Source organism: Bacillus sp. AF62 (assembly GCF_050312695.1).
In the GTDB taxonomy this organism is placed as follows: domain Bacteria; phylum Bacillota; class Bacilli; order Bacillales; family Bacillaceae_G; genus Bacillus_A; species Bacillus_A cereus.
On record NZ_JBNPJZ010000114.1, the window covers coordinates 1 to 20,706 of the forward strand.

A 20,706-nucleotide genomic window follows, 5' to 3' on the forward strand; every position below is an offset into this window, starting at 1 on the left:
TAAAGTTAGTTTGTCTAGCATCTAAAAATAAAAATTGACGTTTCACGTTGTTTGTTTCGTTCAGTTTTCAAAGAACTTGTCCGCCGCTTCAGAAGCGACTTCATCATATTAACATCTTCATTTTTCGATGTCAACTAAGTTTTTAAATTTCTTTTTTGTCGTTTTCTGCGTTTCCGCATCAGCGACGTTTATTAATATACCATCATGATTTTTAAATAACAAGTGTTTTTTATAAAAAACACAAAAAAATTATCTATCCTACTTTCTTCTATAGAAAGAATTATTATCCTTCCTACTAAAAATAGTTATTCTGATTGTATACTACTACAATTCATTCAACCAAATTGCATTTCACAATACCTTCCCAGGTTTTCATTCTCTTCTATATTAAAGTTTATAATAATTATCCTTCTATAGAATAACGATATAACTTAGCCGTAAGAAAAAACCCCATCCACATTAAACAATTCCAATGCAAATATAAACTTAAGAATATTGTTAGAATTTTTTTACATTTAATTAATGAAAAATATCCATTTTTTGTTATATAGTAAGAAAGGATGTACTCAACTATAAATAAACCAATGGAGGAATTATTTTATGGATAGGTTAACAAAGTTTTCATTAAAAAACCGAGCTGCCATTATCATCATGATTTTTCTCATTTCCATACTCGGTGTTTATTCCGGCTCTAAATTACCTATGGAATTTTTACCAAGTATCGACAATCCAGCAATTACCGTCACAACCTTATCTCAAGGACTCGACGCTGAAACGATGACAAAGGATGTAACTGATCCTCTCGAAAAACAATTTCGCAATTTAGAACACGTCGACACCATTACTTCTTCTACATACGAGGGATTATCACGTATCGACATTGCGTATACATCAAAAGCAAACATGAAAGATGCAGCACGCGAAGTCGAAAAAGCCGTCAATACAATTAAATTACCTAAAGATGTAACCAAGCCCGTAGTTAGTCAACTAAACACTTCTATGATTCCACTCGCCCAAATTACTATCCAGAAACAAAACGGGTTTTCAAAAGCAGATGAAAAACAAATTGAAAAAGAAATCGTACCACAACTCGAAAACATTGATGGTGTTGCTAATGTTATGTTTTTCGGAAAATCCACCTCTGAATTATCTATCGTACTTGATCCGAACCAATTAAAAAACAAAAACGTAACATCACAGCAGGTACTCACTGTTTTACAAGGAAAAGAAACTTCTACTCCAGCTGGGGCAATTACTGTTAATCAGGAAGAATACAACCTCCGCGTCATTGGGGACATAAAAAATGTAAATGATATTAAAAACATCACTGTGGTACCCCAAGTGAAATTGCAAGACATTGCTCAAATCGAAATCAAACAACACTACGATACAATCTCACATATAAACGGAGAAGAAGGCACTGGATTAATCATCATGAAAGAACCGAGCAAAAATGCAGTTGCAATTGGAAAAGAGATTGATAAAAAAGTTAAAGAGATAAATAAGGAATATAAAGATCAGTTTTCCATTAAACTTTTAGCCTCAACCCATGAACAAGTTGAAAATGCTGTTACTAGCATGGGAAAAGAAGTAATACTTGGAGCAATCGCTGCAACTCTAATTATCTTAATCTTTTTACGTAACTTCCGAACAACACTCATCGCTGTTGTCAGTATTCCATTATCTATTTTATTAACACTCTTTTTACTACATCAATCTAACATCACACTTAACATTTTAACCCTTGGTGGTTTAGCTGTTGCGGTTGGACGTCTCGTCGATGATAGTATCGTTGTCATCGAGAATATTTTCCGCCGTTTACAAAAAGATTCTTTCTCTAAAAATATTATTCTTGATGCAACGAAAGAAGTTGCCGTCGCAATTACTTCTTCTACTTTAACAACGGTCGCTGTTTTTTTACCTATCGGCCTCGTATCGGGAGCAATCGGAAAATTAATGTTACCTATGGTATTAGCAGTTGTATATTCTATTCTATCATCCTTAATCGTTGCACTCACAGTCGTTCCACTTATGGCTTTTTTACTACTCAAAAAAACAAAGCATCGAAAGCCAAGTTCTTCATCACGATATGTCGCTACGTTAAAGTGGTCTCTTTCTCATAAATTCATTATTCTACTTACTGCATTTTTATTATTTGCAGGATCAATTGCAGCCTATATATTACTACCGAAAGCAAACATAAAATCTGAGGACGACACAATGTTATCTATTAACATGACATTTCCAGCCGATTATAATGCTGAAGCTCAAAAACAAAAAGCATTTGATTTCGAAAAGAAATTACTTTCTAATTCAGATGTAACAGACGTTATTTTACGAATGGGATCTAGCGCAGAAGATGCACAATGGGGGCAAACAACTAAAAATAACCTTGCTAGTATATTTGTAGTCTTTAAAAAAGGTTCTGATATTGATCAATATATTAAAGAGTTAAAAAAGGAAAATAAAACTTTTGAGCCTGCTGAACTTGATTATATAAAAACAAGTTATTCAAGCTCTGGCGGCGGCAACAACTTACAATTTAACGTAACAGCTACTAACGAAGCGGATTTAAAAGAGGCGGCTACTATCGTCGAAACAAAACTAAAAAGCATGGATGATCTTTCTAAAGTAAAAACGAATTTAGAAGACTCTAAGAAAGAATGGCAAATTCATATTGATCAAACAAAGGCTGAACAACTAGGTTTAACACCAGAAATAGCTGCGCAACAAGTAGCATTCCTTATGAAGAAGTCACCTATTGGCGAAATTACAATTAATAATGAAAAAACTACTATTATGATAGAACATAAAAAGGAAAACACTAGTAAACAAGAAGATATTTTAAATACAAACATACTATCACCTACTAATGGACCAATTCCTTTAAAAGACATCGCAACTATTTCAGAAAAACAAACGCAAACAGAAATTTTCCATAAAGACGGAAAAGAAACAATTCAAATTACCGCCGAAGCTTCAAATGAAGATTTGAGTAAAGTAAACACAGCAGTAAATAAAGCGATAACTGACTTAGATTTACCTAGCGGTTCAAAAGTAAATATCGCAGGAGCTACTGAATCTATGCAAGAGAATTTTACAGATTTATTCAAAATTATGGGGATTGCAATCGGGATTGTATATTTAATTATGGTTATCACCTTCGGCCAAGCACGCGCTCCTTTTGCAATCCTATTCTCCTTACCGTTAGCTGCTGTCGGTGGTATTTTAGGATTAATCATCTCAAGAACACCTGTTGATATAAATTCCTTGATTGGCGCATTAATGTTAATCGGGATTGTTGTTACAAACGCTATTGTATTAATAGAAAGAGTCCAACAAAATCGGGAACACGGAATGGAAACTAGAGAAGCCTTACTTGAAGCAGGTTCTACTAGACTACGCCCAATTATTATGACAGCTATTACAACAATCGTCGCTATGCTCCCACTCCTATTTGGCCAATCCCAAGCAGGAAGTATGGTATCAAAAAGTTTAGCCGTCGTTGTCATCGGCGGTTTGGCAGTCTCGACTGTTCTTACATTAGTAGTCGTTCCAGTTATGTATGAACTATTAGATAAAATCGGGAGAAAAAGACGCTCCCGTAGGAAAATAAGCACTTCTACAGAAACACCTGATATTTAAAAACAAAAGACGTTATCTTCACAAATGAAGATAACGTCTTTTCTCTACTTAGTCATATAATCCATCATTTTTTCCACATATTGCTCTATAGGTTTACTAGAATCCACAATAAGGTATTCATTATTTAAAGGTCTTTGACTACCATTTAACCACTTTTCAAAACCTACTTCCGACTCCACCTTTTCAATTTGACTGATCATACGCTTACGTGTTTGCAGTCTCCTATTAATCTCTTCCATATCATTAAGATAACACTCAATATATTTATATTTCACACCATGTTTAGTTGATAATTTAATTCCTTTTTCAACCATTCCCTCATATAAACACGGACTATCCAATATAACACTATGCCCTTGTTCTAAATAAGAATCAATCAATACCCATTCGGCATCATACGCAAGCCCACCAACAATCGTTGATTCAATTCCTTTTACTTTTAATGATTTTAACAAAGCGGATTTCAAAACATCATGATCTATAATTACAGCACCTGTTAATTTCGCTATATACTTAGAAACTGTCGATTTTCCTGACCCAGGAAAACCTGACATTTGCAGAAAAAACAAATTAAAACTCCTCTCTAAATTACATCTGTTCTTCTTTATAATTAACCACAAATTCAACAATCATTACATCCATTCCTTCTATATTAAAATACAAAAGAACCCCCTACTTATAAATAGAGAGTTCTTCTTTATAATTTATGCCGCTTTTACCTTTTTCGTTGCTTTACTTTTTCTTTTCGTTCCTGTAAAGCGCTTGTGTAATATAGATGCTATCAAGCGTGAAATAACATTGAATAGTAATACCATAATAATTAATACAGCTGCAGATTTTGTCGCAATCAACTTCGCATCTGGAATAACTCCTTCAGAATTCAATTTCCAAATGTGAACCGCTAATGTTTCAGCTGGTCTAAACGGATTTAAAGGATGCGCAGGACTTGAGAAATCCGCTGCTGAATTTAAAATCGGGGATGTTAAACCCGCTGTGTAAATTAATGCTGCCGCTTCCCCAAATATACGACCCGCCACTAAAATAATCCCTGTAATAATTTGTGGTAATGACGATGGGATAATAATACGAGCGATTGTTTGCCACTTCGTTGCACCTAATCCAAGACTTGCCTCTTTTACATTATGAGGAACTTCTGAAATCGCATTTTCACAAACACGCGTTAAACCTGGTAAATTTAAAATAGTTAAAGCAAGAGCACCACCCATTACTGTGTATCCCCAACCTGTCATTGTAACGAACACTAACAAACCAAATAAACCAACAACAATAGAAGGTAAAGACGCCATCGTCTCTATACATAGACGAACAAAATTTAAAAAACGTCCTTGTTTTGCGTACTCTGCTAAATATATTCCAGCACCTAATCCAAGAGGAATAGATATAATAAGCGTTATAACAAGCATGTAGAAGGAATTGAATAACTGCGGACCAATCCCACCACCAGCTCTTGTATTGCTTGGTTCTCCAAACAAGAAATTAGGATCCCAAAATCCCCATCCCTTTTGTAAAATCTCAAATACTAAGAACACTAGCAAAGCTACAACTAAAGCCGCAACCGCATAAAAGATACCTGTCCAAACTTTATTTACCGTTCTTGCATTCATTATTATCGCTCACCTCTTTGCCCAATCGCTCGAATTACTAAAATAAACAGGAATGAAATAACAAGTAAAATCATCGCTAAAGTCCATAGCGCATTGTTCCAAGCAGTTCCGTTCAATGTATTCGTCATGTCCATTGTTAAAATACCAGTTAACGTCGCTGTCGGACTATATATTCCTTCTGGTAATTTAATCGTATTCCCGATTACCATTTGAACCGCTAACGCTTCACCGAAAGCACGCGCTAAGCCTAAAACAACACCTGTTAAAATCCCTTTTTTCGCAGCAGGAACAATCACTCGGCTAATCGCTTGCCATTTCGTTGATCCTAGACCATAAGAAGCTTCTAAATAATCAAATGGAACAGAACGTATTGCATCAGAAGCGATACTAGCAATAGTAGGTAAAATCATAATACTTAATACAACAATACCTGCAATTAAACTAAAGCCTACTCCCCCAAACGAATCACGTAATAGTGGTACTAAAATCGTAACACCTAATAATCCGTATACAACCGAAGGAATACCAACTAACAATTCTAGAACAGGCTTCAACACTTTATTTCCAAACTTTGGCGAAATTAAATTCATGAATATAGCAAGAGCTATAGCAATTGGTGCACTAATAATAACCGCACCTAACGAAACCACCGTTGAACCTACAATGAAAATTAAAGCCCCGAAGGATCCTTGATCAGCATTTGGATTCCATTTTGTCGATGTTAACATCTCAGTAAACGAGATACCACTTTGTGTAAAAGATTGAATACCTTTACCACAAATAAACGCAATAATAGCTAATGTAATTAAAACAATAAAAATACCACAAAACGTAACAAGTGATCTTCCTATATATTCACTTTTTACGTAATTAATTTGTTTTTTCCCCTTCATCACAGGACAGACCCCACTTCACAGATTGAAATGAACAGGACTGACCTTGCAGCCAGCCCCATAAAACTTTATTACTTATTTAATTTAGACATTGGAATGTAGCCCATATCTTCTACTTGCTTTTCAAAGTCTTTACCTTTTACATAATCGATGTAAGCTTTTGTTGCTTCTTTCGCTTCACCTTTTGTTACCATATACTCGTAAGACCAGAATGGATATTTACCAGACGCAATGTTTTCAACTTTCGGTTCAGCACCATCAATTTTCACTGTTTGTAGTGCACCTTTTTTATCTCCAACCATGTAAGACATCGCTAAATAGCTTACTGAACCTGGAGTAGAATTGATAGCTTGCTCTACTGCACCGTTAGAATCTTGTGTTGTACCAGTTCCATCATTAATTTTCGCGTCTTTCATAATCGTTTTTTCAAATGTAGCACGTGTACCAGATGAAGCCGGACGATTAATTACGTTGATTTTTTCATCTTTTCCGCCTACTTCTTTCCAGTTTGTTACTTTTCCAGTGAAGATATCTTGTACTTGTTGCACTGTTAAGTTATCAACTTTTACATCTTTATTTACGACAAGAGCGAATGCAATACCCGCTACCTTGTTATCTACTAATTCTTTCGCCTTTTCAGCATCTTTTATTTTATCTCCAGACGGAACATCTGAATTACCAATTTGTACTGCACCAGATGCTACTTGGTTAATCCCAGTTCCACTACCGCCACCTTGAACTTGAATAGAAACTTTTGAATTTTTCTCCATGAATTTCTTTCCAGCTTCCTCCGCAAGAGGTAGAAGAGCTGTAGAACCAGCTGCTGCAATCGTACCTGATAATTCTTGTTTTGTATTATCGCTTCCTTTAGCAGTTTCTTTACTAGTTGTATCTTCTGCTTTCCCACACCCAACTAATGCTCCTGCTACCACTAAAGCTGCTAAAGAAAATTTAATACCTTTTTTCATAACCATGTCTTGTACCCCCATTTGGATTATCACTTTTCGAATTCATTTTCTTTCGAACACAAATTCATTGTAGGACAACAATATTATGTGAGTGTTAAGCAATTTTTAATTTTAAGTAAATGACGATAATCATCCTCAAAAGCTAGGAATCCCAACATTTGTAGTTAAAGAAGCAAACAAAAACCACACTAACTATGCTGTAATGTAAATTTATTCTTAACAATGTAAATTCAATGTAAATGTTTTTCTCTCTTTTTCCCTTTTAGTTAAAGTTACATTTACAATTCCGCTGTATTTTGTAACTTTTTCACGCCTAATTTATGCACATTAAAAAGAATTTCAGTAATATTTTTTAGTACAACTAAATAAATTGGAACAATTCTAAAATTAAATGAATATTTTTAAAGTACTAATTGACAGCATCATCCAATGTAGTCTACTATATTACTAACAAAAAGTTTACCTAAGGAAACTTTTTTAAACTAACACTAAAAATATAGAGAAGAGGTAACTTTTATGGTATCGGCTAATACTAAACCCCTTTCCGAGTTTAAAACAGGGGAGTTTGTACAAATTGAGAAGATACAATTAGAAGGAACTATGAAACGACGTTTATTAGATTTGGGATTTATCCCAGGGGCAACGATTAAAGTATTGCAACGCAGTCCACTTGGAGATCCGGTCGCTTATCAAGTGAGCAACACAACTATTGCACTACGTAAAGAAGAAAGCTCCCTTATTTTCGGGGTATTAATAGGAGATGATTTCAGATGAGCAAACATCGTATTGCTTTAGCTGGTAACCCGAATACCGGGAAAAGTACATTATTTAATACTTTAACAGGTTTAAAACAACATACTGGAAACTGGACGGGAAAAACTGTTTTAAAAGCTGAAGGAGAATATGAACATAACGGAAGTAATTATACATTAATAGATTTACCTGGAACTTACTCACTATACTCAAATTCCGCAGACGAAGAAGTAGCGAGGGATTATATTATATTCGAAAAACCAGAAGTAACTGTAGTTGTCATAGACGCAACTGCTATGGAAAGAAATTTAAATTTAGCACTCCAGGTGATGGAGATGACAAATAATGTAGTCATTTGCATTAACTTAATTGATGAAGCCGAGAAAAAAGGGATTGTTATCGATGAAAAGAAATTAGCAAAATCACTTGGTGTACCTGTCGTTAAAATTTCAGCACGTAACCGAGTAGGTATTGGTCATTTGCTAAATGTTATTGCAAAAGTAGCAAATAAAAAACTAATTCCAACACCAATTAAAATTACTTACAGCGAAAAAATCGAAAATATGATTCAGGAATTAGAACCACAAATTTATAAAGTGTTCGGTGATACGTATCCAGCACGTTGGATTGCGTTACGTATATTAGATGGAGATAAAAATTTCTTAACTACACTTCAAAAACACCATAATGAACCACTTGTAAGGGAGGTCGTAATTAATGGAATCTCACTCAGCCAGTAAAGCTCTTCCATTAGACTATATTATTCAACATGCACAAACACTTTCAAAAGAAGATATACGAGATGATATAGTCGGAGATATTTACCGAACATCTGCAAGCATATGTAAAGAATCTGTCCAATATACAAATACTGATAAATTATATCGTTCCGAAAAACTAGATAAAATTTTCACATCTCCAATCTGGGGATTCCCAATTATGCTCGGTATTTTATCTATTATTTTTTATCTTACAATTGCAGGCGCTAACGTACCATCTGATATGATTGCCGAATTCTTCGGATGGGCCGAAGGATATTTAACATCTTGGTTCCAAGCAGCGCATGCACCTGAATGGTTACATGGCATTTTAATACTTGGTTTATTCCGTGGTATCGGTGCTGTTATTAGCGTTATGTTACCACCTATGGCAATCTTTTTCCCTATGTTCGCGCTATTAGAAAACTACGGATACTTACCACGTGTCGCGTTTAATATGGACCGCTTATTCAAACGATCCGGCGCACACGGGAAACAATCTTTAACAATGGCAATGGGATTTGGTTGTAATGCAGCAGCCATTATGTCAACACGTATCATTGAATCACCACGTGAACGTATGCTAGCAATTTTAACGAACAACTTCGTTCCTTGTAACGGTCGCTGGCCTATGTTAATTTTAATGGCTTCACTATTTATGGCTGCTGGTTATACAGGCAGTATGCAAACATTGGTTACTGCTGGCGTTGTAGTTGGAATGGTTGTAATTGGTGTTATTATGACATTAACTGTTTCTTGGGTACTATCAAAAACAGCCTTAAAAGGGGTTCCAACTCACTACACACTGGAGTTACCTCCGTACCGCAAGCCAAAAGTTTGGAATACAATTGTTCGCGCAACACTCGATAAATCAATCTACGTTTTAAAACGAGCTATAGTTGTTGCTGCCCCTGCAGCTGCATTAACTTGGTTACTTGCTAATATTTTTATCGGTGACACAAGCTTACTTATGCATTTTGTAAATTTCCTAGATCCATTTGCTAAAATGTTAGGACTTGACGGGTTTATTCTAGCTGCATTCATTCTTGGACTACCCGCTAATGAAATTGTAATCCCAATTTTATTAATGTCTTACTTATCAACTGGGGCTTTAACTGAAATAGATGATTTTAATCAAATTAAAAATCTATTCCTAGAAAATGGTTGGACTTGGTTAACAGCGTTAAACACAATGTTGTTCTCACTTCTTCATTTCCCGTGTGGAACAACACTGGTTAACATATACAAAGAAACAAAAAGTGCAAAATGGACATTCTTATCGTTTGCAATCCCTACCGTTATCGCCATTGTTGTTACATTCCTCTCTACACAATTGGTACATTGGTTAGGGCTTGTATAAAACAAAGCATACATAGAAGGCATCCCCCTTCACATATGCTTTGCCCGAAAGAAACCTGAAAATCATTCAGGTTTCTTTTTTTGTACATCAGTATTCCACGGCTGCGCTCCATACGTTGTGAGTTTTTTATGAATGAAATAAATAGCCCCCGGCAGCACCGCCATTAATATCGTGCAACTAATTCCTAATCCAGTAAACAACTTTCATCACCTTATTTCACTCTTTTCGGTAAAGCTGAACCTGAATGTTCAATTGTTGGATGAACGTGAACAGTAATTTCAGCATTACTAAAGTAATTTTCGCCTTGATCCCAATTCTTACTTATTTTTGTCCATTCTTTATAATTATGTCTCTTATACACTTCCCCTAACTCTAATACATCTACCTTATATTTTTTTTGAACAAGCTTAATCGATTTTTGAATACGCTCCTCCATTTCTTCCGATATATCCTTCTCTAAACGCTTTTCATTCAAAACCTTTTTATGATCACTAAAGTGCAACTCAGCTATTGTACCTTCCAGAAATAAATGAATATTAAATTTCGGTTTTGTAGCATTCGTTGTGGATACTTTAATTTTTCGACGTAACTTATGAATTTCATATGTAATAAGTTGATTCTTTTTACGGATGGTAAAAAAACCTCCAATTTTTTTACCTATTATATAATTCATCCCTAATGTTTCTTCCCCACTCAAATTGCCTACACACTTATTATCCTTTCCACGAAACAATGCTGCACCGTTCATTTGTACTCCTTGCTTTGTTAGTTCCAGAATAGGCAATACAAAACTTCGGTTAGAGATCATCTTTTCCTGCACCTCACCAATTCTTGCAGCCTCAATCATTTGGGCATTTTTCGGAGGGTGTTCAGCTAACATATCAATATACTGCGCCGGTAAATTTTCAGGCTTGGCACTTTGTTTTAAAATAGCTTCGGCATTTTTATTAGAAACGAACAAACGAATATTTCTTCTCATCTCATGATCGCGAATATATACATCTAACGTATTTTGTAAAATGTATGGATGTGAAAGTAATTCTTCAGAGAAAATAATCACCTGTATATGAGGGAAAAATAATGTACGACTAATTTTTTTTGCGATTATTCTTATTTGTTCAAATACACTATCTGCTTTTGCACTAACATTAATATAATTTTCGCTATCCCCACCCCCTTGTCCGCCCTGTTGAGACAATTTACTAGGGAGTACCATCTGATAGGTCCCTTTCATAATTGGATTCGCTTTCTCCTCCTTCACGATATCGTAAGCCGCTCCTACTACAAATCCTCTTTCTTCTATCTCTTCTAACTCAGAACACCCACTCATAAATCCAGTTAAAGCCATAACCATTATAATTTTAAGAAGGTGTTTCATTGCCACCATTCCTTCTTTTTATTTTATATATAATTAAAACGAGCAAAGGAGCTAACACAACAAACCCCATATCTATCCAAGCTAAATAAGTCCCATAACTTGATAAAGTATTCAAACTACTAGGTATCATATTCACCATAAAAATAATAGGGGCACTTACGAAAATAAAAATATGTTTCTTCACTTTCGGAAACATAGCACAAAACAATAAAGATGCGACGTCATAATACATTGCTGTAGTGTTATAAATAGTAATAATCCAAGTCGTAAAAAAAATCGCATCAAACCTTTCTAAAAACCCTCCACCAATTTCAATTTCTTTCCCTAATTCAATTGTTGGATATGTCAATCCACGTGTTGTCATATAAGTAAAAACACTAATACAAGTTACATAAATTAAAATGTATGACAGCACGTTTACCATCACCGCTTTCGCGACTGCCATTGGCGCTTTTTTCGCTGCCTTATCATTTAGCAACACCGCATAAAATAAAGCTACTTCAAATCCAATAAACGTAAAAATAGAATTTTTAACTCCAACAGCATATTGACTTACTTTCGTTTGAAAAGCTGGTAGTAAATTATTTATTTCCATTAAATTTATATTCAATAAAGAAAGAAGTACTATCGCAATTAAAACAATAGGTAAGAATAAAACATTTAACCTTAATAAGGCTGCTCTTGATCCTGCTATTCCATAAATAACAACTAATAAGAAGAAGAAAGACAGTAGTTGTATCGGTGTATCACTAAATAAATACGTTTGAGAAATAACTGAAATCATTCGCGATTCATATGCTGTCAAAGCAGCAAACGTTAATACTAAAATACTACTAATTGTGTATGCAACAGGCTTCGTCAAATGCGCACTCGTATATTGAACAAAATTTTGTTTCGGAAATAAGATAGCCACTCTCGTCACAAACCAACCTAAAACTGCGCAGATCAATCCACCCAAAAGCAAGATAATCCAACCGTCCGAAAATAAAGTTTGGTTAGCGATATCTCTTGGCATAGACAATGCCCCTATACCAATAATGGTCGATGATACCGCAAACCCAATTTCCCGAGATCCAATCTCTTCATCGCCATACTCAAATGGTTTCACTTATTTTCGCTCCTTTGGACGTATTGTAGAATCTTTTGTTTGTAAGTACTCTGGTCTATCTTTCAACATCGATTTTGGCATGCGAATAAATTCTTCTTTCCAATCTTTATAAAATGCAGGAGCAATTGGAGTTGTATACGGTATACCAACACTTGTTAAATTTGTAATATGAATAGCAAGTGCGATCAGAGCTAGAATGATCCCATACAACCCAAAAGCCGTTGCAGCTAATACAAAGACGAAAAGTAAAATTCGGAACGTAATCGTAATACTATATACAGGAAGCGAAAACGTAGCAATCGCAGTAACCGCAATAATAATAACTAAAAACGGATTTACAATCCCTGCATTTACCGCAGCTTCTCCAATTACAAGACCTCCTACAATCCCTATCGTTTGTCCCATCGGTTTCGGCAATCGGATTCCAGCTTCTCGTATTAATTCCATAGTCAAGGCCATCATTAACGTTTCAATATATGCTGGAAATGGAACACCTTCCCTCGCACCTGCAATTGAATAAGCCAGTTTAGAAGGAATAAGTCCTTGATGATAAGATACAAGTGCTACATACATAGCTGGTAACAAAACCGCAATTATACCTGAACCCATACGTAAAAATCTTAATAACGTTCCAATCACCCAGCGCTCGTAATGATCTTCTACAGATTGAAAAATATCAACAAACACAAGTGGTGCAATAAGAGCAAACGGGGATCCATCTACTAAAATGGCCGCTTTCCCTTTCGCTAATGAGGCTATAATATTATCAGGCCTCTCTGTATTCAAAAACTGTGGAAATGGGGATAAATTATTATCCTGAATTAATTGTTCAATCGTACCTGTTTCCAAAACGACATCTGTCACTATTGATTGAAGACGGCGATCTAACTCTTTTACAATGTGAGGATTAATAATATCCTCTATATATACTAGGGTTACTTCTTTCTGCGATCGCTTCCCCATAATATAAGATTGGAACCTCAACTTTGGATCACGTAAACCGCGTCGGATTAACATTTTATTCACATTAATATCTTCATTTAATCCAACTCTCGGTCCGCGTATTAAATCTTCTGTCACTGGTGGTTCTAAACTTCTCTTCTCCCAAGCTCTACTATTAATAACGATAGCGGTTTGAATATTATCAATTAATATAACTGTATCTCCCGCTAATATCGCATTCATAATATCTGGAAACTTCTTCTTTACACCCACTTCTGCGATAGAAATAAAACGATCCAATAACGTTTGAACAACAGCTTCCTCATTTATAATTTCTTCGTATTGCAGTGTGCGAATGACATATTTATAAACATTATCCTTATCTGTCAATCCACATAAAAACACAACCGCACAACGTGTAAAACTCCCAGCAAGAGCAACTTCTCTAATTGTTAAATCATTAGGTGAACCTAACTCATCCCTAATTTCTTTCATAACTTCAAATAAGTTACCTTCAAGCTCTAACAATTTCCCCACCTAACTTCCTTTTCAACAAGTTTTTAGTTAGATTCCGCTAATAGAAGAAAATATATACAAAAAAGAGCTATCTCTTTTCAAAGATAGCTCTAATAAACGAATTACTTTTCTACTATTATAGTGTTTTTCTTTATAAATACACCTTTTGTAAATCCACTAACTACAAACATCACAATCATATTAATTAACAATGCGACTATACCTACATTCAAATCTTTTATATACTGCGGGAAACTCGGAAACATCGTGGCTATAGTTGAACCAGATAAGGTAATATATGCGACCACTAATAGCCCAACTCCCATTCCTGCAATCGCCCCTTGCTTCGTAATAATTCGGCGTGGAAACAAGCTACATACAAGTGCAGGGAAAAGTTGCGTAACGATACTGTATCCCATTAAAAGAAGGGCTCCTATTGTTTCTCCTCCTTTAAATGTAAATAAAACTGCTACGAGCGTTACTGCAGGTACAAATAACTTTGCGGCTTTAGCAACTTGTCTATCTGAAGCTGACGGAACGATCGTTCGATAAATATTTTTCGCTAACAGTGTAGAAGCCGCCATAACAAGCATAGAGCCTGGAACTAACGCCGTTAATACTCCCGCACTACCAATAATTCCAATAAACCAAGGATCAAAAGTTTGTAAAGCAAGACGGACTAACGAAAGATCTACATCCGCTCCCTTTAACCCAGGAACTTGCAATATAGCAGCAAATCCTGCAAAAAATACGAAAAGTAAAACTAAAGAATACAATGGCATAATTGCTGCATTTTTACGAAATACTTTTTCATTTTTTGCAGAAAAAGCAGAAGCAAATGTATGAGGCCACATATAGAAACCGAGGGCCGTTAATATAATAGTAGAAACAAACCAAGAAATACTCATTCCTTCTTCAGGTAAAGATAAAAATCCTGGTTTCGCTGCTTCTACAGCTTCAAACATCGGCTGAAATCCTCCATAATAATGATACGGTAAATATATACCTAAAAACATAACGATAAACAGTATCATAATATCCTTCAAAGCAGCCGTCCAAGCTGAACCGTGTATACCTGAAACCATTACATATATAGTTATAACAATGGCACCAATCCAAACCGCAACAACAGGTGATACCCTTCCGTAAGACGCTTCTGAAACGATAATTCCCAGTCCCTTTAACTGTAAAACAAGATATGGGATGATGGAAACAACACCAACAATTGAAACAATAAGTCCAAGCGCCTTACTTCTGTATTTCTTCGCAAAAAAATCCGACTGCGAAACAAGGTTATGCTCTTTTGCATACTTCCAAATCGGTGGCAATAAAAAATACGATAAAAGATAAGCTAAAGCGCCATAGCCTAAAATATAAAAGGTAGGTGCGCCTTTACTATATGCCCAGCCGCTTCCTCCTAAAAATGTAAACGTCGTATAAATTTCACCTGCCATAAGGAGAAAAACAAAAATAGTGCCAAACCCTCTTCCTCCAACTGACCATTGCTCTAAATTCATATCTTTTCCATGTTGTGCCCGAATCCCTAAAAATAGTGCGAGAAACAAAAATAAAATAATAATAAGTAATGCAGTCATTTTACATCCTCCTTATTAGCAGGATCAAACACGTACACAAGCCCCATACAAAGAGATGTAATAAACACTGATAATAATACCCAAAATAATAAAAAGGGCATCCCTAATACGTAAGGAGTAACCGAATTCGCAAATATTGGCCCAACTACTAAACAAAGAACTGGAATAAGCGCTAGGATGTGTATTTTCTTCATCTCATTCTCCTTTACTTATAAAATTCATAATGGCTGATACAAAGACTTCCACTCCAATCGGTAATGCATCTTCGTCAATCGTAAAACGAGGGTGATGGTGAGGATATATAATACCTTTCTCTTTATTTCCCGCTCCGATAAAAAAGAATGTCCCCGGTGCCTTTTGTAAAAACGCTGAAAAATCTTCTCCAGCCATCGTCGGCTGTAAACGAACAACTCTATCCCTTCCATAAAGTTGTAATGCCGTTTGTTCAATAAGATCTGTAGCTTCGTAGTCATTTACAACTGGTCGATATCCATATTCATATGAAAATGTATATTTCGCTCCGTAAGATTCCGTAATATACTTCACAATCCGCTCAATCTTCTTCTCTGTTTCACCTCGTAATTCATGTCTTAAACTTCTCACTGTCCCTTCAATCTCCGCTTGCTCTGGTATTACATTATGAGTTGTCCCCGCATGAAATTGTGTAACAGATATTACGAGAGAATCTAATGGATTCGTGAGGCGAGATACAATTTGCTGAAGTTGCGAAACGACTTGTGTTCCGATCGCAATACTATCCACCGTTTCATGAGGGATTCCAGCATGTCCACCTTTTCCCTCTATCTTAATTTTAAAAACATCCGGTGCAGCCATTGCAGGACCATAAATAACGCCTATTTTCCCAACCTCTAACGACGCCCAAAGGTGAGCACCAATAATATAATCCACACCTTCCATTACACCTGCAGCAACCATCTCCTCTGCACCACCAGGGAAATTTTCTTCAGCATGTTGGAATAGAAAACGAATCTCCCCTTTCATCTTCTCTCTTTCTTCTACTAACTTATGTACAACCCCAAGTAATATCGCTATATGTCCATCATGACCACATGCATGCATTACACCTTTATATGTAGAAATAAAATCAAACTCATTTTCTTCATGAATAGGAAGAGCATCCATATCGGCTCGAACCGCAACTGTTTTGCCCGGATGTTTACCTACTAACTTTGCCATCACACTATATTTAGTCGGCCGTGACACTTCTAAATATGGGAATTTCCGAAGTATATCGAACACAAACTGCGATGTTTTTTCTTCTTGAAAAGATAACTCTGGATACTTATGAAAATGCCTTCTCCACTCAACTAACTGATTTTTTGACAAAACAAATTCCTTTGCAACATCCATACCCCTTCACTCCTTCTTCACCAAGTTAAATGTTATTATAACGTGAATTGTTAACTTTTAAAAGAATATTCTGAATTTTCCGCAATAATAACCCAAAAAGAAAAAGCCACCCAAAAGATGACTTTTTCATTATTATAAAATAGTAATTGCTTGTTTTCCCATTTGCTCCCAAGCTTTCTCAAATTCTGCTCGCGGAACAGCCAAACGCGGATTATTTTTAAGAGGATCATTTACATATACAAAGTTTTGATCATATCCAATTACTACTGCACTATGCTCATAATATGTAATTTTCACTTCACCTGAACTCGTATTCCATGTTTCAAAGCTACTTTCAGCTAGCGGCTTAAACGTCGTATTAATAATGACCCATACCGGAGAACCAGAACTAATTACTTTATATATATCTTGCATGTCTCTACCTGTTAAATTAATTACTTTTTCAGGAACATATTTTTCTGCCAAATTAAAAATCGGTTGATTATATACACCATATCCAGGCTCTGCCTTTGTATAAATATTTCCAACAAACCCTTCGTAAGGATTTCCCCGTACGCCATTTTGTTCAAATGGAACGCGATGAATTTCGCTAGCAAGTTGCATCTTATCTACTTGTACACCTTTATATTGCAACAACATAGCTAAACTTGTCACTTCACATCCTCGAGGTAATTCTGGTAATTGTTTAATAAACGGAACATCCTCAATCATAGCTGCTTCTTTCATTTCAGATAGAAACTCTAAGCGTAGAACTTGCGCCTTTTGCATGATTTTATCTTTCCCTATAAAAAATGCAGCAGCAAGTATAATCCCAAAAACAAAAAGATATTTTAACTTTTTCATTATAAACAAAACTCCATTAATTATTATTTTACAGACACAACTCTTATCATTGTACCCTTCTTCTTACTAGTTTGCTAGAAAGATCATGTGAATTATCGCTCATAGAATTAATTACAAAAATTCTAATTATTTTTAATAAAAAGAAAAATAAATATACATTTCCAGAATATTTTGCTAAAATCAAAATTGTTAACATAGTGAAGATATCACCATGTTAACAAACATTCTTAGAGTATTTAGTCATAGTTCGTTTTTTTACATACTCCATTCATTTCATAGTAAATAAACCGAGTGTGTGTTGCATCCCCCACTAATGATTAAAAACTCAGAATAAAACGAAGTTCACACATTCAAGAAAATACGGGGTGAGGGGCATATGAATCAACAAATTGAACAAACAGATTTAAAACGAACAATGAAAAGTAGACACCTATTTATGATTGCACTCGGCGGTGTTATCGGAACCGGGCTATTTATGGGATCTGGTCAAATTGTCCATAATGCCGGACCTGGTGGTGCTATTCTTGCATTTTTAGTCGGTGGATTTGTTATGTATTTAACGATGTTATGTCTTGGTGAATTATCCGTTGCTATGCCAGAAGCAGGTTCATTCCAAAGCTATGCAAGCAAATTCATTTCACCTGGTTTTGGATTTGTTGTCGGTTGGATGTATTGGCTAAATTGGGCTGTTACAGTTGGCGTAGAGTTAACAACTGTAAGTATTTTAATGAAACGCTGGTTTCCAGACGTTTCTTCATGGATTTGGTGCGTTACATTTGCAGCAGCGCTATTTCTCGTAAACGCTTTATCAGCAAAAGCATATGCAGAAGCAGAGTTTTGGTTCGCAAGTGTGAAAGTTGCAACAATTGTTATTTTCATCGTACTTGGTGGCGCTGTTATGTTCGGTCTACTAGACTTTAATGGAAAGCCAGCTCCGATGCTTCATAATTTCACTGAAAATGGCGGGCTATTTCCAAACGGTGCATTAGCTGTTCTTCTTACGATGATTACAGTAAATTACTCCTTCCAAGGAACAGAATTAATTGGAATCGCTTCAGGAGAAAGTGAAAATCCTGAAAAAACAATTCCAAAAGCAATCAAAAATACAATTTGGCGAACTCTCTTCTTCTTCGTCTTAGCGATATCAGTTGTTGTAGGTTTACTCCCGTGGCAAGAGGCTAATCTAGTCGAAAGTCCCTTTGTACTTGTATTTGATGTAGCCGGTGTCCCATATGCAGCAGACATTATGAACTTCGTTATTATTACAGCTGTATTATCCGTTGCTAACTCTGGTCTATACGCAAATTCTCGTATGCTGTGGGCGATGGCAAAACAAGGAATGGCAAGTCCAGCATTTACGAAATTAACTAAAAAAGGTGTACCGCTAAATGCATTAATTTTCAGCCTAATTTTCGCTAGCCTTTCCTTATTAACAAGTGTATTTGCGGCAGATACTGTCTTTCTAGTTTTAACATCTATTGCAGCGATGGCTGCTGTTGTCGTGTGGATGTCAATCGCCGCTTCACAGTTTTTCTTCCGTAGAAATTTCGTGAAAAATGGTGGCGACATAAATGATTTAAAATATCGTACACCGCTCTATCCGCTAGTTCCAATCGTAGCGTTCTCACTTAATTTCATTACATTTGTTAGTTTGGCTTTCATTCCAGATCAAAGAATTGCTCTTTATTGTGGCATTCCATTTATGATTATTTGTTACATTTTATACCAAGTTAAATATAAAAAAGTTGTCACACTTGAACAGCCACGAACTGTCACACAAGAAATAAACTAAATATACGAAATATTCAGCTATCTTTCTTATGATAAGATAGCTTTTTTCTATTTCTTGGATATCCTGGTATAACTTTATTTATCTTAAAATTTTCACAATCACGTTTTTCTCTGGAAAATAGTTTACAATGTAATCAAGTTACAAATGATATTCACCTTAAAAAGTGTGCATTTGTGTCTATTTTTTAACAATATATCAAAAACTATTGCCTTCTATAAATTAATAGGTTTATATTGTTTTATTGGCATAGTTTCAATCCAAGGAGAAAGGAGATTTTCAATCGTGCAACTAAAGAAAGCGTTTTGGAAGTTGGCTTCGCTTCTTCCGTTATCATTACTTCTGTTCCTCGGTGGCTGTGATAAAAAACTCGCAGTATTAAATCCGCAAGGACCTGTTGCAAAAGCACAGTATGATTTAATTGTTTGGTCATTCTTGCTTATGTCATTAATTATCGCAATTGTATTCATTCTGTTTACAGTCATCTTGATTCGTTATCGTGAAAAACCAGAGAATATGGACTATGAGCCACCTGAACAACACGGTAACACATTACTAGAAATTATTTGGACGCTTGTTCCTGTTATTATCGTTATCGCATTATCGATTCCAACAGTAAAAGCAACTTATGCTTCGGAAGAGGTTCCGAAAGAGTCCAAACATATTAAACCAGTTGAAATTTATGTTACATCTGCAAACTGGAAATGGTTATTCAGTTACCCAGAGGAAAAAATTGAAACCGTTAACTATTTAAACATCCCAGCTGGTGTACCAATTCAATTCAAACTGACTTCTGTCGGCCCAATGAATGCTTTCTGGGTACCAGAACTTGGTGGTATGAAGTACACAATGGATGGCATGATTATGGATCTTTATTTACAAGCTGACAAGCCAGGTTCTTACCTAGGCCGTAGTGCGAACTTCTCTGGTGAAGGATTCACACACATGGAGTTCGAAGTTGAAGCGAAAACTAAAGAGAAATATGACAAGTGGGTTAAAGAAGTACAAGAAACTGCTCCTAAACTAACAGAAGCTAAGTACAACGAAATTGTTAAACCTGGTGTAGTTGGTCGTATGACATTCTCTAGTCACCACTTAAGTTATGTAGATCCAAAATCACTTGAATATTGTGATTACAACTACTACAAAAACAAAAAATAAT

18 protein-coding genes are annotated in these 20,706 nt (G+C 35.5%); 6 read left to right on the forward strand and 12 right to left on the reverse strand.

Going from position 1 to position 20,706, the window contains the following annotated elements:
- The first annotated feature begins 600 nt into the window (after positions 1-600).
- Positions 601-3,645, forward strand: coding sequence for an efflux RND transporter permease subunit (locus ACQRBL_RS27920; RefSeq protein ID WP_097920124.1), 3,045 nt, complete (start codon positions 601-603; stop codon positions 3,643-3,645).
- 44 nt (positions 3,646-3,689) lie between these two features.
- Here ACQRBL_RS27920 and ACQRBL_RS27925 read toward each other — a convergent pair whose 3' ends face one another.
- The 4 genes from ACQRBL_RS27925 to ACQRBL_RS27940 all read right to left on the reverse strand — a co-directional run bounded on the left by ACQRBL_RS27925 (position 3,690) and on the right by ACQRBL_RS27940 (position 7,137).
- Positions 3,690-4,214, reverse strand: coding sequence for an AAA family ATPase (locus ACQRBL_RS27925; protein ID WP_063546482.1), 525 nt, complete (start codon positions 4,212-4,214; stop codon positions 3,690-3,692).
- Between the two features lie 135 nt (positions 4,215-4,349).
- Positions 4,350-5,270: a phosphate ABC transporter permease PstA gene (gene pstA, locus ACQRBL_RS27930; protein ID WP_411996461.1), complete on the reverse strand. Its 921-nt coding sequence runs from the start codon at positions 5,268-5,270 to the stop codon at positions 4,350-4,352.
- Between the two features lie 2 nt (positions 5,271-5,272).
- The gene (gene pstC / locus ACQRBL_RS27935) at positions 5,273-6,163 is read right to left on the reverse strand and encodes a phosphate ABC transporter permease subunit PstC (RefSeq protein ID WP_000676676.1); all 891 of its coding nucleotides are present in this window, start codon (positions 6,161-6,163) and stop codon (positions 5,273-5,275) included.
- 71 nt (positions 6,164-6,234) lie between these two features.
- Entirely contained in the window at positions 6,235-7,137 is a 903-nt protein-coding gene (locus ACQRBL_RS27940; protein WP_000245112.1) for a phosphate ABC transporter substrate-binding protein PstS family protein, read from the reverse strand.
- Positions 7,138-7,647: 510 nt separating this feature from the next.
- On the opposite strand from ACQRBL_RS27940, the gene ACQRBL_RS27945 reads away from it, so the two are divergent.
- From ACQRBL_RS27945 to ACQRBL_RS27955, 3 genes are read left to right on the forward strand one after another with little or no spacing between them, the layout of a single operon-like run.
- Positions 7,648-7,905, forward strand: coding sequence for a FeoA family protein (locus ACQRBL_RS27945; RefSeq protein ID WP_000252989.1), 258 nt, complete (start codon positions 7,648-7,650; stop codon positions 7,903-7,905).
- Entirely contained in the window at positions 7,902-8,624 is a 723-nt protein-coding gene (locus ACQRBL_RS27950) for a FeoB small GTPase domain-containing protein (protein WP_000033865.1), read from the forward strand. The genes ACQRBL_RS27945 and ACQRBL_RS27950 overlap by 4 nt, the downstream gene beginning before the upstream one ends.
- Complete coding sequence (locus ACQRBL_RS27955) at positions 8,602-10,002, forward strand: nucleoside recognition domain-containing protein (RefSeq protein WP_411996462.1); 1,401 nt, start codon at positions 8,602-8,604, stop codon at positions 10,000-10,002. The genes ACQRBL_RS27950 and ACQRBL_RS27955 overlap by 23 nt, the downstream gene beginning before the upstream one ends.
- A 62-nt stretch (positions 10,003-10,064) precedes the next feature.
- Here ACQRBL_RS27955 and ACQRBL_RS27960 read toward each other — a convergent pair whose 3' ends face one another.
- From ACQRBL_RS27960 to ACQRBL_RS27995, 8 genes are all read right to left on the reverse strand, one after another.
- Entirely contained in the window at positions 10,065-10,202 is a 138-nt protein-coding gene (locus ACQRBL_RS27960) for a hypothetical protein (protein WP_000493991.1), read from the reverse strand.
- 11 nt (positions 10,203-10,213) lie between these two features.
- Positions 10,214-11,380, reverse strand: coding sequence for a spore germination protein GerLC (gene gerLC, locus ACQRBL_RS27965; RefSeq protein ID WP_411996463.1), 1,167 nt, complete (start codon positions 11,378-11,380; stop codon positions 10,214-10,216).
- A complete protein-coding gene (gene gerLB / locus ACQRBL_RS27970) occupies positions 11,364-12,488 on the reverse strand; it encodes a spore germination protein GerLB (protein ID WP_023521199.1) in 1,125 nt (374 codons plus the stop codon). The genes gerLC and gerLB overlap by 17 nt, the downstream gene beginning before the upstream one ends.
- The gene (gerLA, locus tag ACQRBL_RS27975; protein ID WP_003269520.1) at positions 12,489-13,967 is read right to left on the reverse strand and encodes a spore germination protein GerLA; all 1,479 of its coding nucleotides are present in this window, start codon (positions 13,965-13,967) and stop codon (positions 12,489-12,491) included. It abuts the gene before it with no gap.
- A gap of 101 nt (positions 13,968-14,068) precedes the next feature.
- Entirely contained in the window at positions 14,069-15,541 is a 1,473-nt protein-coding gene (locus tag ACQRBL_RS27980) for a sodium:solute symporter family protein (protein WP_097920125.1), read from the reverse strand.
- Entirely contained in the window at positions 15,538-15,735 is a 198-nt protein-coding gene (locus tag ACQRBL_RS27985; RefSeq protein WP_000719836.1) for a DUF3311 domain-containing protein, read from the reverse strand. Before ACQRBL_RS27985 ends, ACQRBL_RS27980 begins: the two co-directional genes overlap by 4 nt.
- A 1-nt stretch (position 15,736) precedes the next feature.
- Complete coding sequence (locus ACQRBL_RS27990; RefSeq protein WP_097920126.1) at positions 15,737-16,912, reverse strand: amidohydrolase; 1,176 nt, start codon at positions 16,910-16,912, stop codon at positions 15,737-15,739.
- A gap of 132 nt (positions 16,913-17,044) precedes the next feature.
- Entirely contained in the window at positions 17,045-17,755 is a 711-nt protein-coding gene (locus ACQRBL_RS27995; RefSeq protein ID WP_000734491.1) for a C39 family peptidase, read from the reverse strand.
- Positions 17,756-18,131: 376 nt separating this feature from the next.
- Between ACQRBL_RS27995 and ACQRBL_RS28000 the strand changes: the two genes are divergently transcribed.
- Both ACQRBL_RS28000 and ACQRBL_RS28005 read left to right on the forward strand, forming a co-directional pair.
- Positions 18,132-19,547 carry an amino acid permease gene (locus ACQRBL_RS28000; protein WP_023521196.1) on the forward strand — a complete coding sequence of 472 codons (1,416 nt, stop codon included), beginning with the start codon at positions 18,132-18,134 and terminating at the stop codon, positions 19,545-19,547.
- Between the two features lie 282 nt (positions 19,548-19,829).
- Complete coding sequence (locus tag ACQRBL_RS28005) at positions 19,830-20,705, forward strand: cytochrome aa3 quinol oxidase subunit II (RefSeq protein ID WP_001176165.1); 876 nt, start codon at positions 19,830-19,832, stop codon at positions 20,703-20,705.
- Position 20,706: the final 1 nt, after the last annotated feature.

Excerpts from the sequence above, each read along its gene's own strand:
- ACQRBL_RS27920 (WP_097920124.1), top strand. The coding sequence starts at position 601 with ATGGATAGGTTAACAAAGTTTTCATTAAAAAACCGAGCTGCCATTATC.
- pstA (WP_411996461.1), bottom strand. The coding sequence starts at position 5,270 with ATGAATGCAAGAACGGTAAATAAAGTTTGGACAGGTATCTTTTATGCG.
- pstC (WP_000676676.1), bottom strand. The coding sequence starts at position 6,163 with ATGAAGGGGAAAAAACAAATTAATTACGTAAAAAGTGAATATATAGGA.
- ACQRBL_RS27940 (WP_000245112.1), bottom strand. The coding sequence starts at position 7,137 with ATGGTTATGAAAAAAGGTATTAAATTTTCTTTAGCAGCTTTAGTGGTA.
- ACQRBL_RS27945 (WP_000252989.1), top strand. The coding sequence starts at position 7,648 with ATGGTATCGGCTAATACTAAACCCCTTTCCGAGTTTAAAACAGGGGAG.
- ACQRBL_RS27950 (WP_000033865.1), top strand. The coding sequence starts at position 7,902 with ATGAGCAAACATCGTATTGCTTTAGCTGGTAACCCGAATACCGGGAAA.
- ACQRBL_RS27955 (WP_411996462.1), top strand. The coding sequence starts at position 8,602 with ATGGAATCTCACTCAGCCAGTAAAGCTCTTCCATTAGACTATATTATT.
- gerLC (WP_411996463.1), bottom strand. The coding sequence starts at position 11,380 with ATGAAACACCTTCTTAAAATTATAATGGTTATGGCTTTAACTGGATTT.
- ACQRBL_RS27980 (WP_097920125.1), bottom strand. The coding sequence starts at position 15,541 with ATGACTGCATTACTTATTATTATTTTATTTTTGTTTCTCGCACTATTT.
- ACQRBL_RS27985 (WP_000719836.1), bottom strand. The coding sequence starts at position 15,735 with ATGAAGAAAATACACATCCTAGCGCTTATTCCAGTTCTTTGTTTAGTA.
- ACQRBL_RS27990 (WP_097920126.1), bottom strand. The coding sequence starts at position 16,912 with ATGGATGTTGCAAAGGAATTTGTTTTGTCAAAAAATCAGTTAGTTGAG.
- ACQRBL_RS27995 (WP_000734491.1), bottom strand. The coding sequence starts at position 17,755 with ATGAAAAAGTTAAAATATCTTTTTGTTTTTGGGATTATACTTGCTGCT.
- ACQRBL_RS28000 (WP_023521196.1), top strand. The coding sequence starts at position 18,132 with ATGAATCAACAAATTGAACAAACAGATTTAAAACGAACAATGAAAAGT.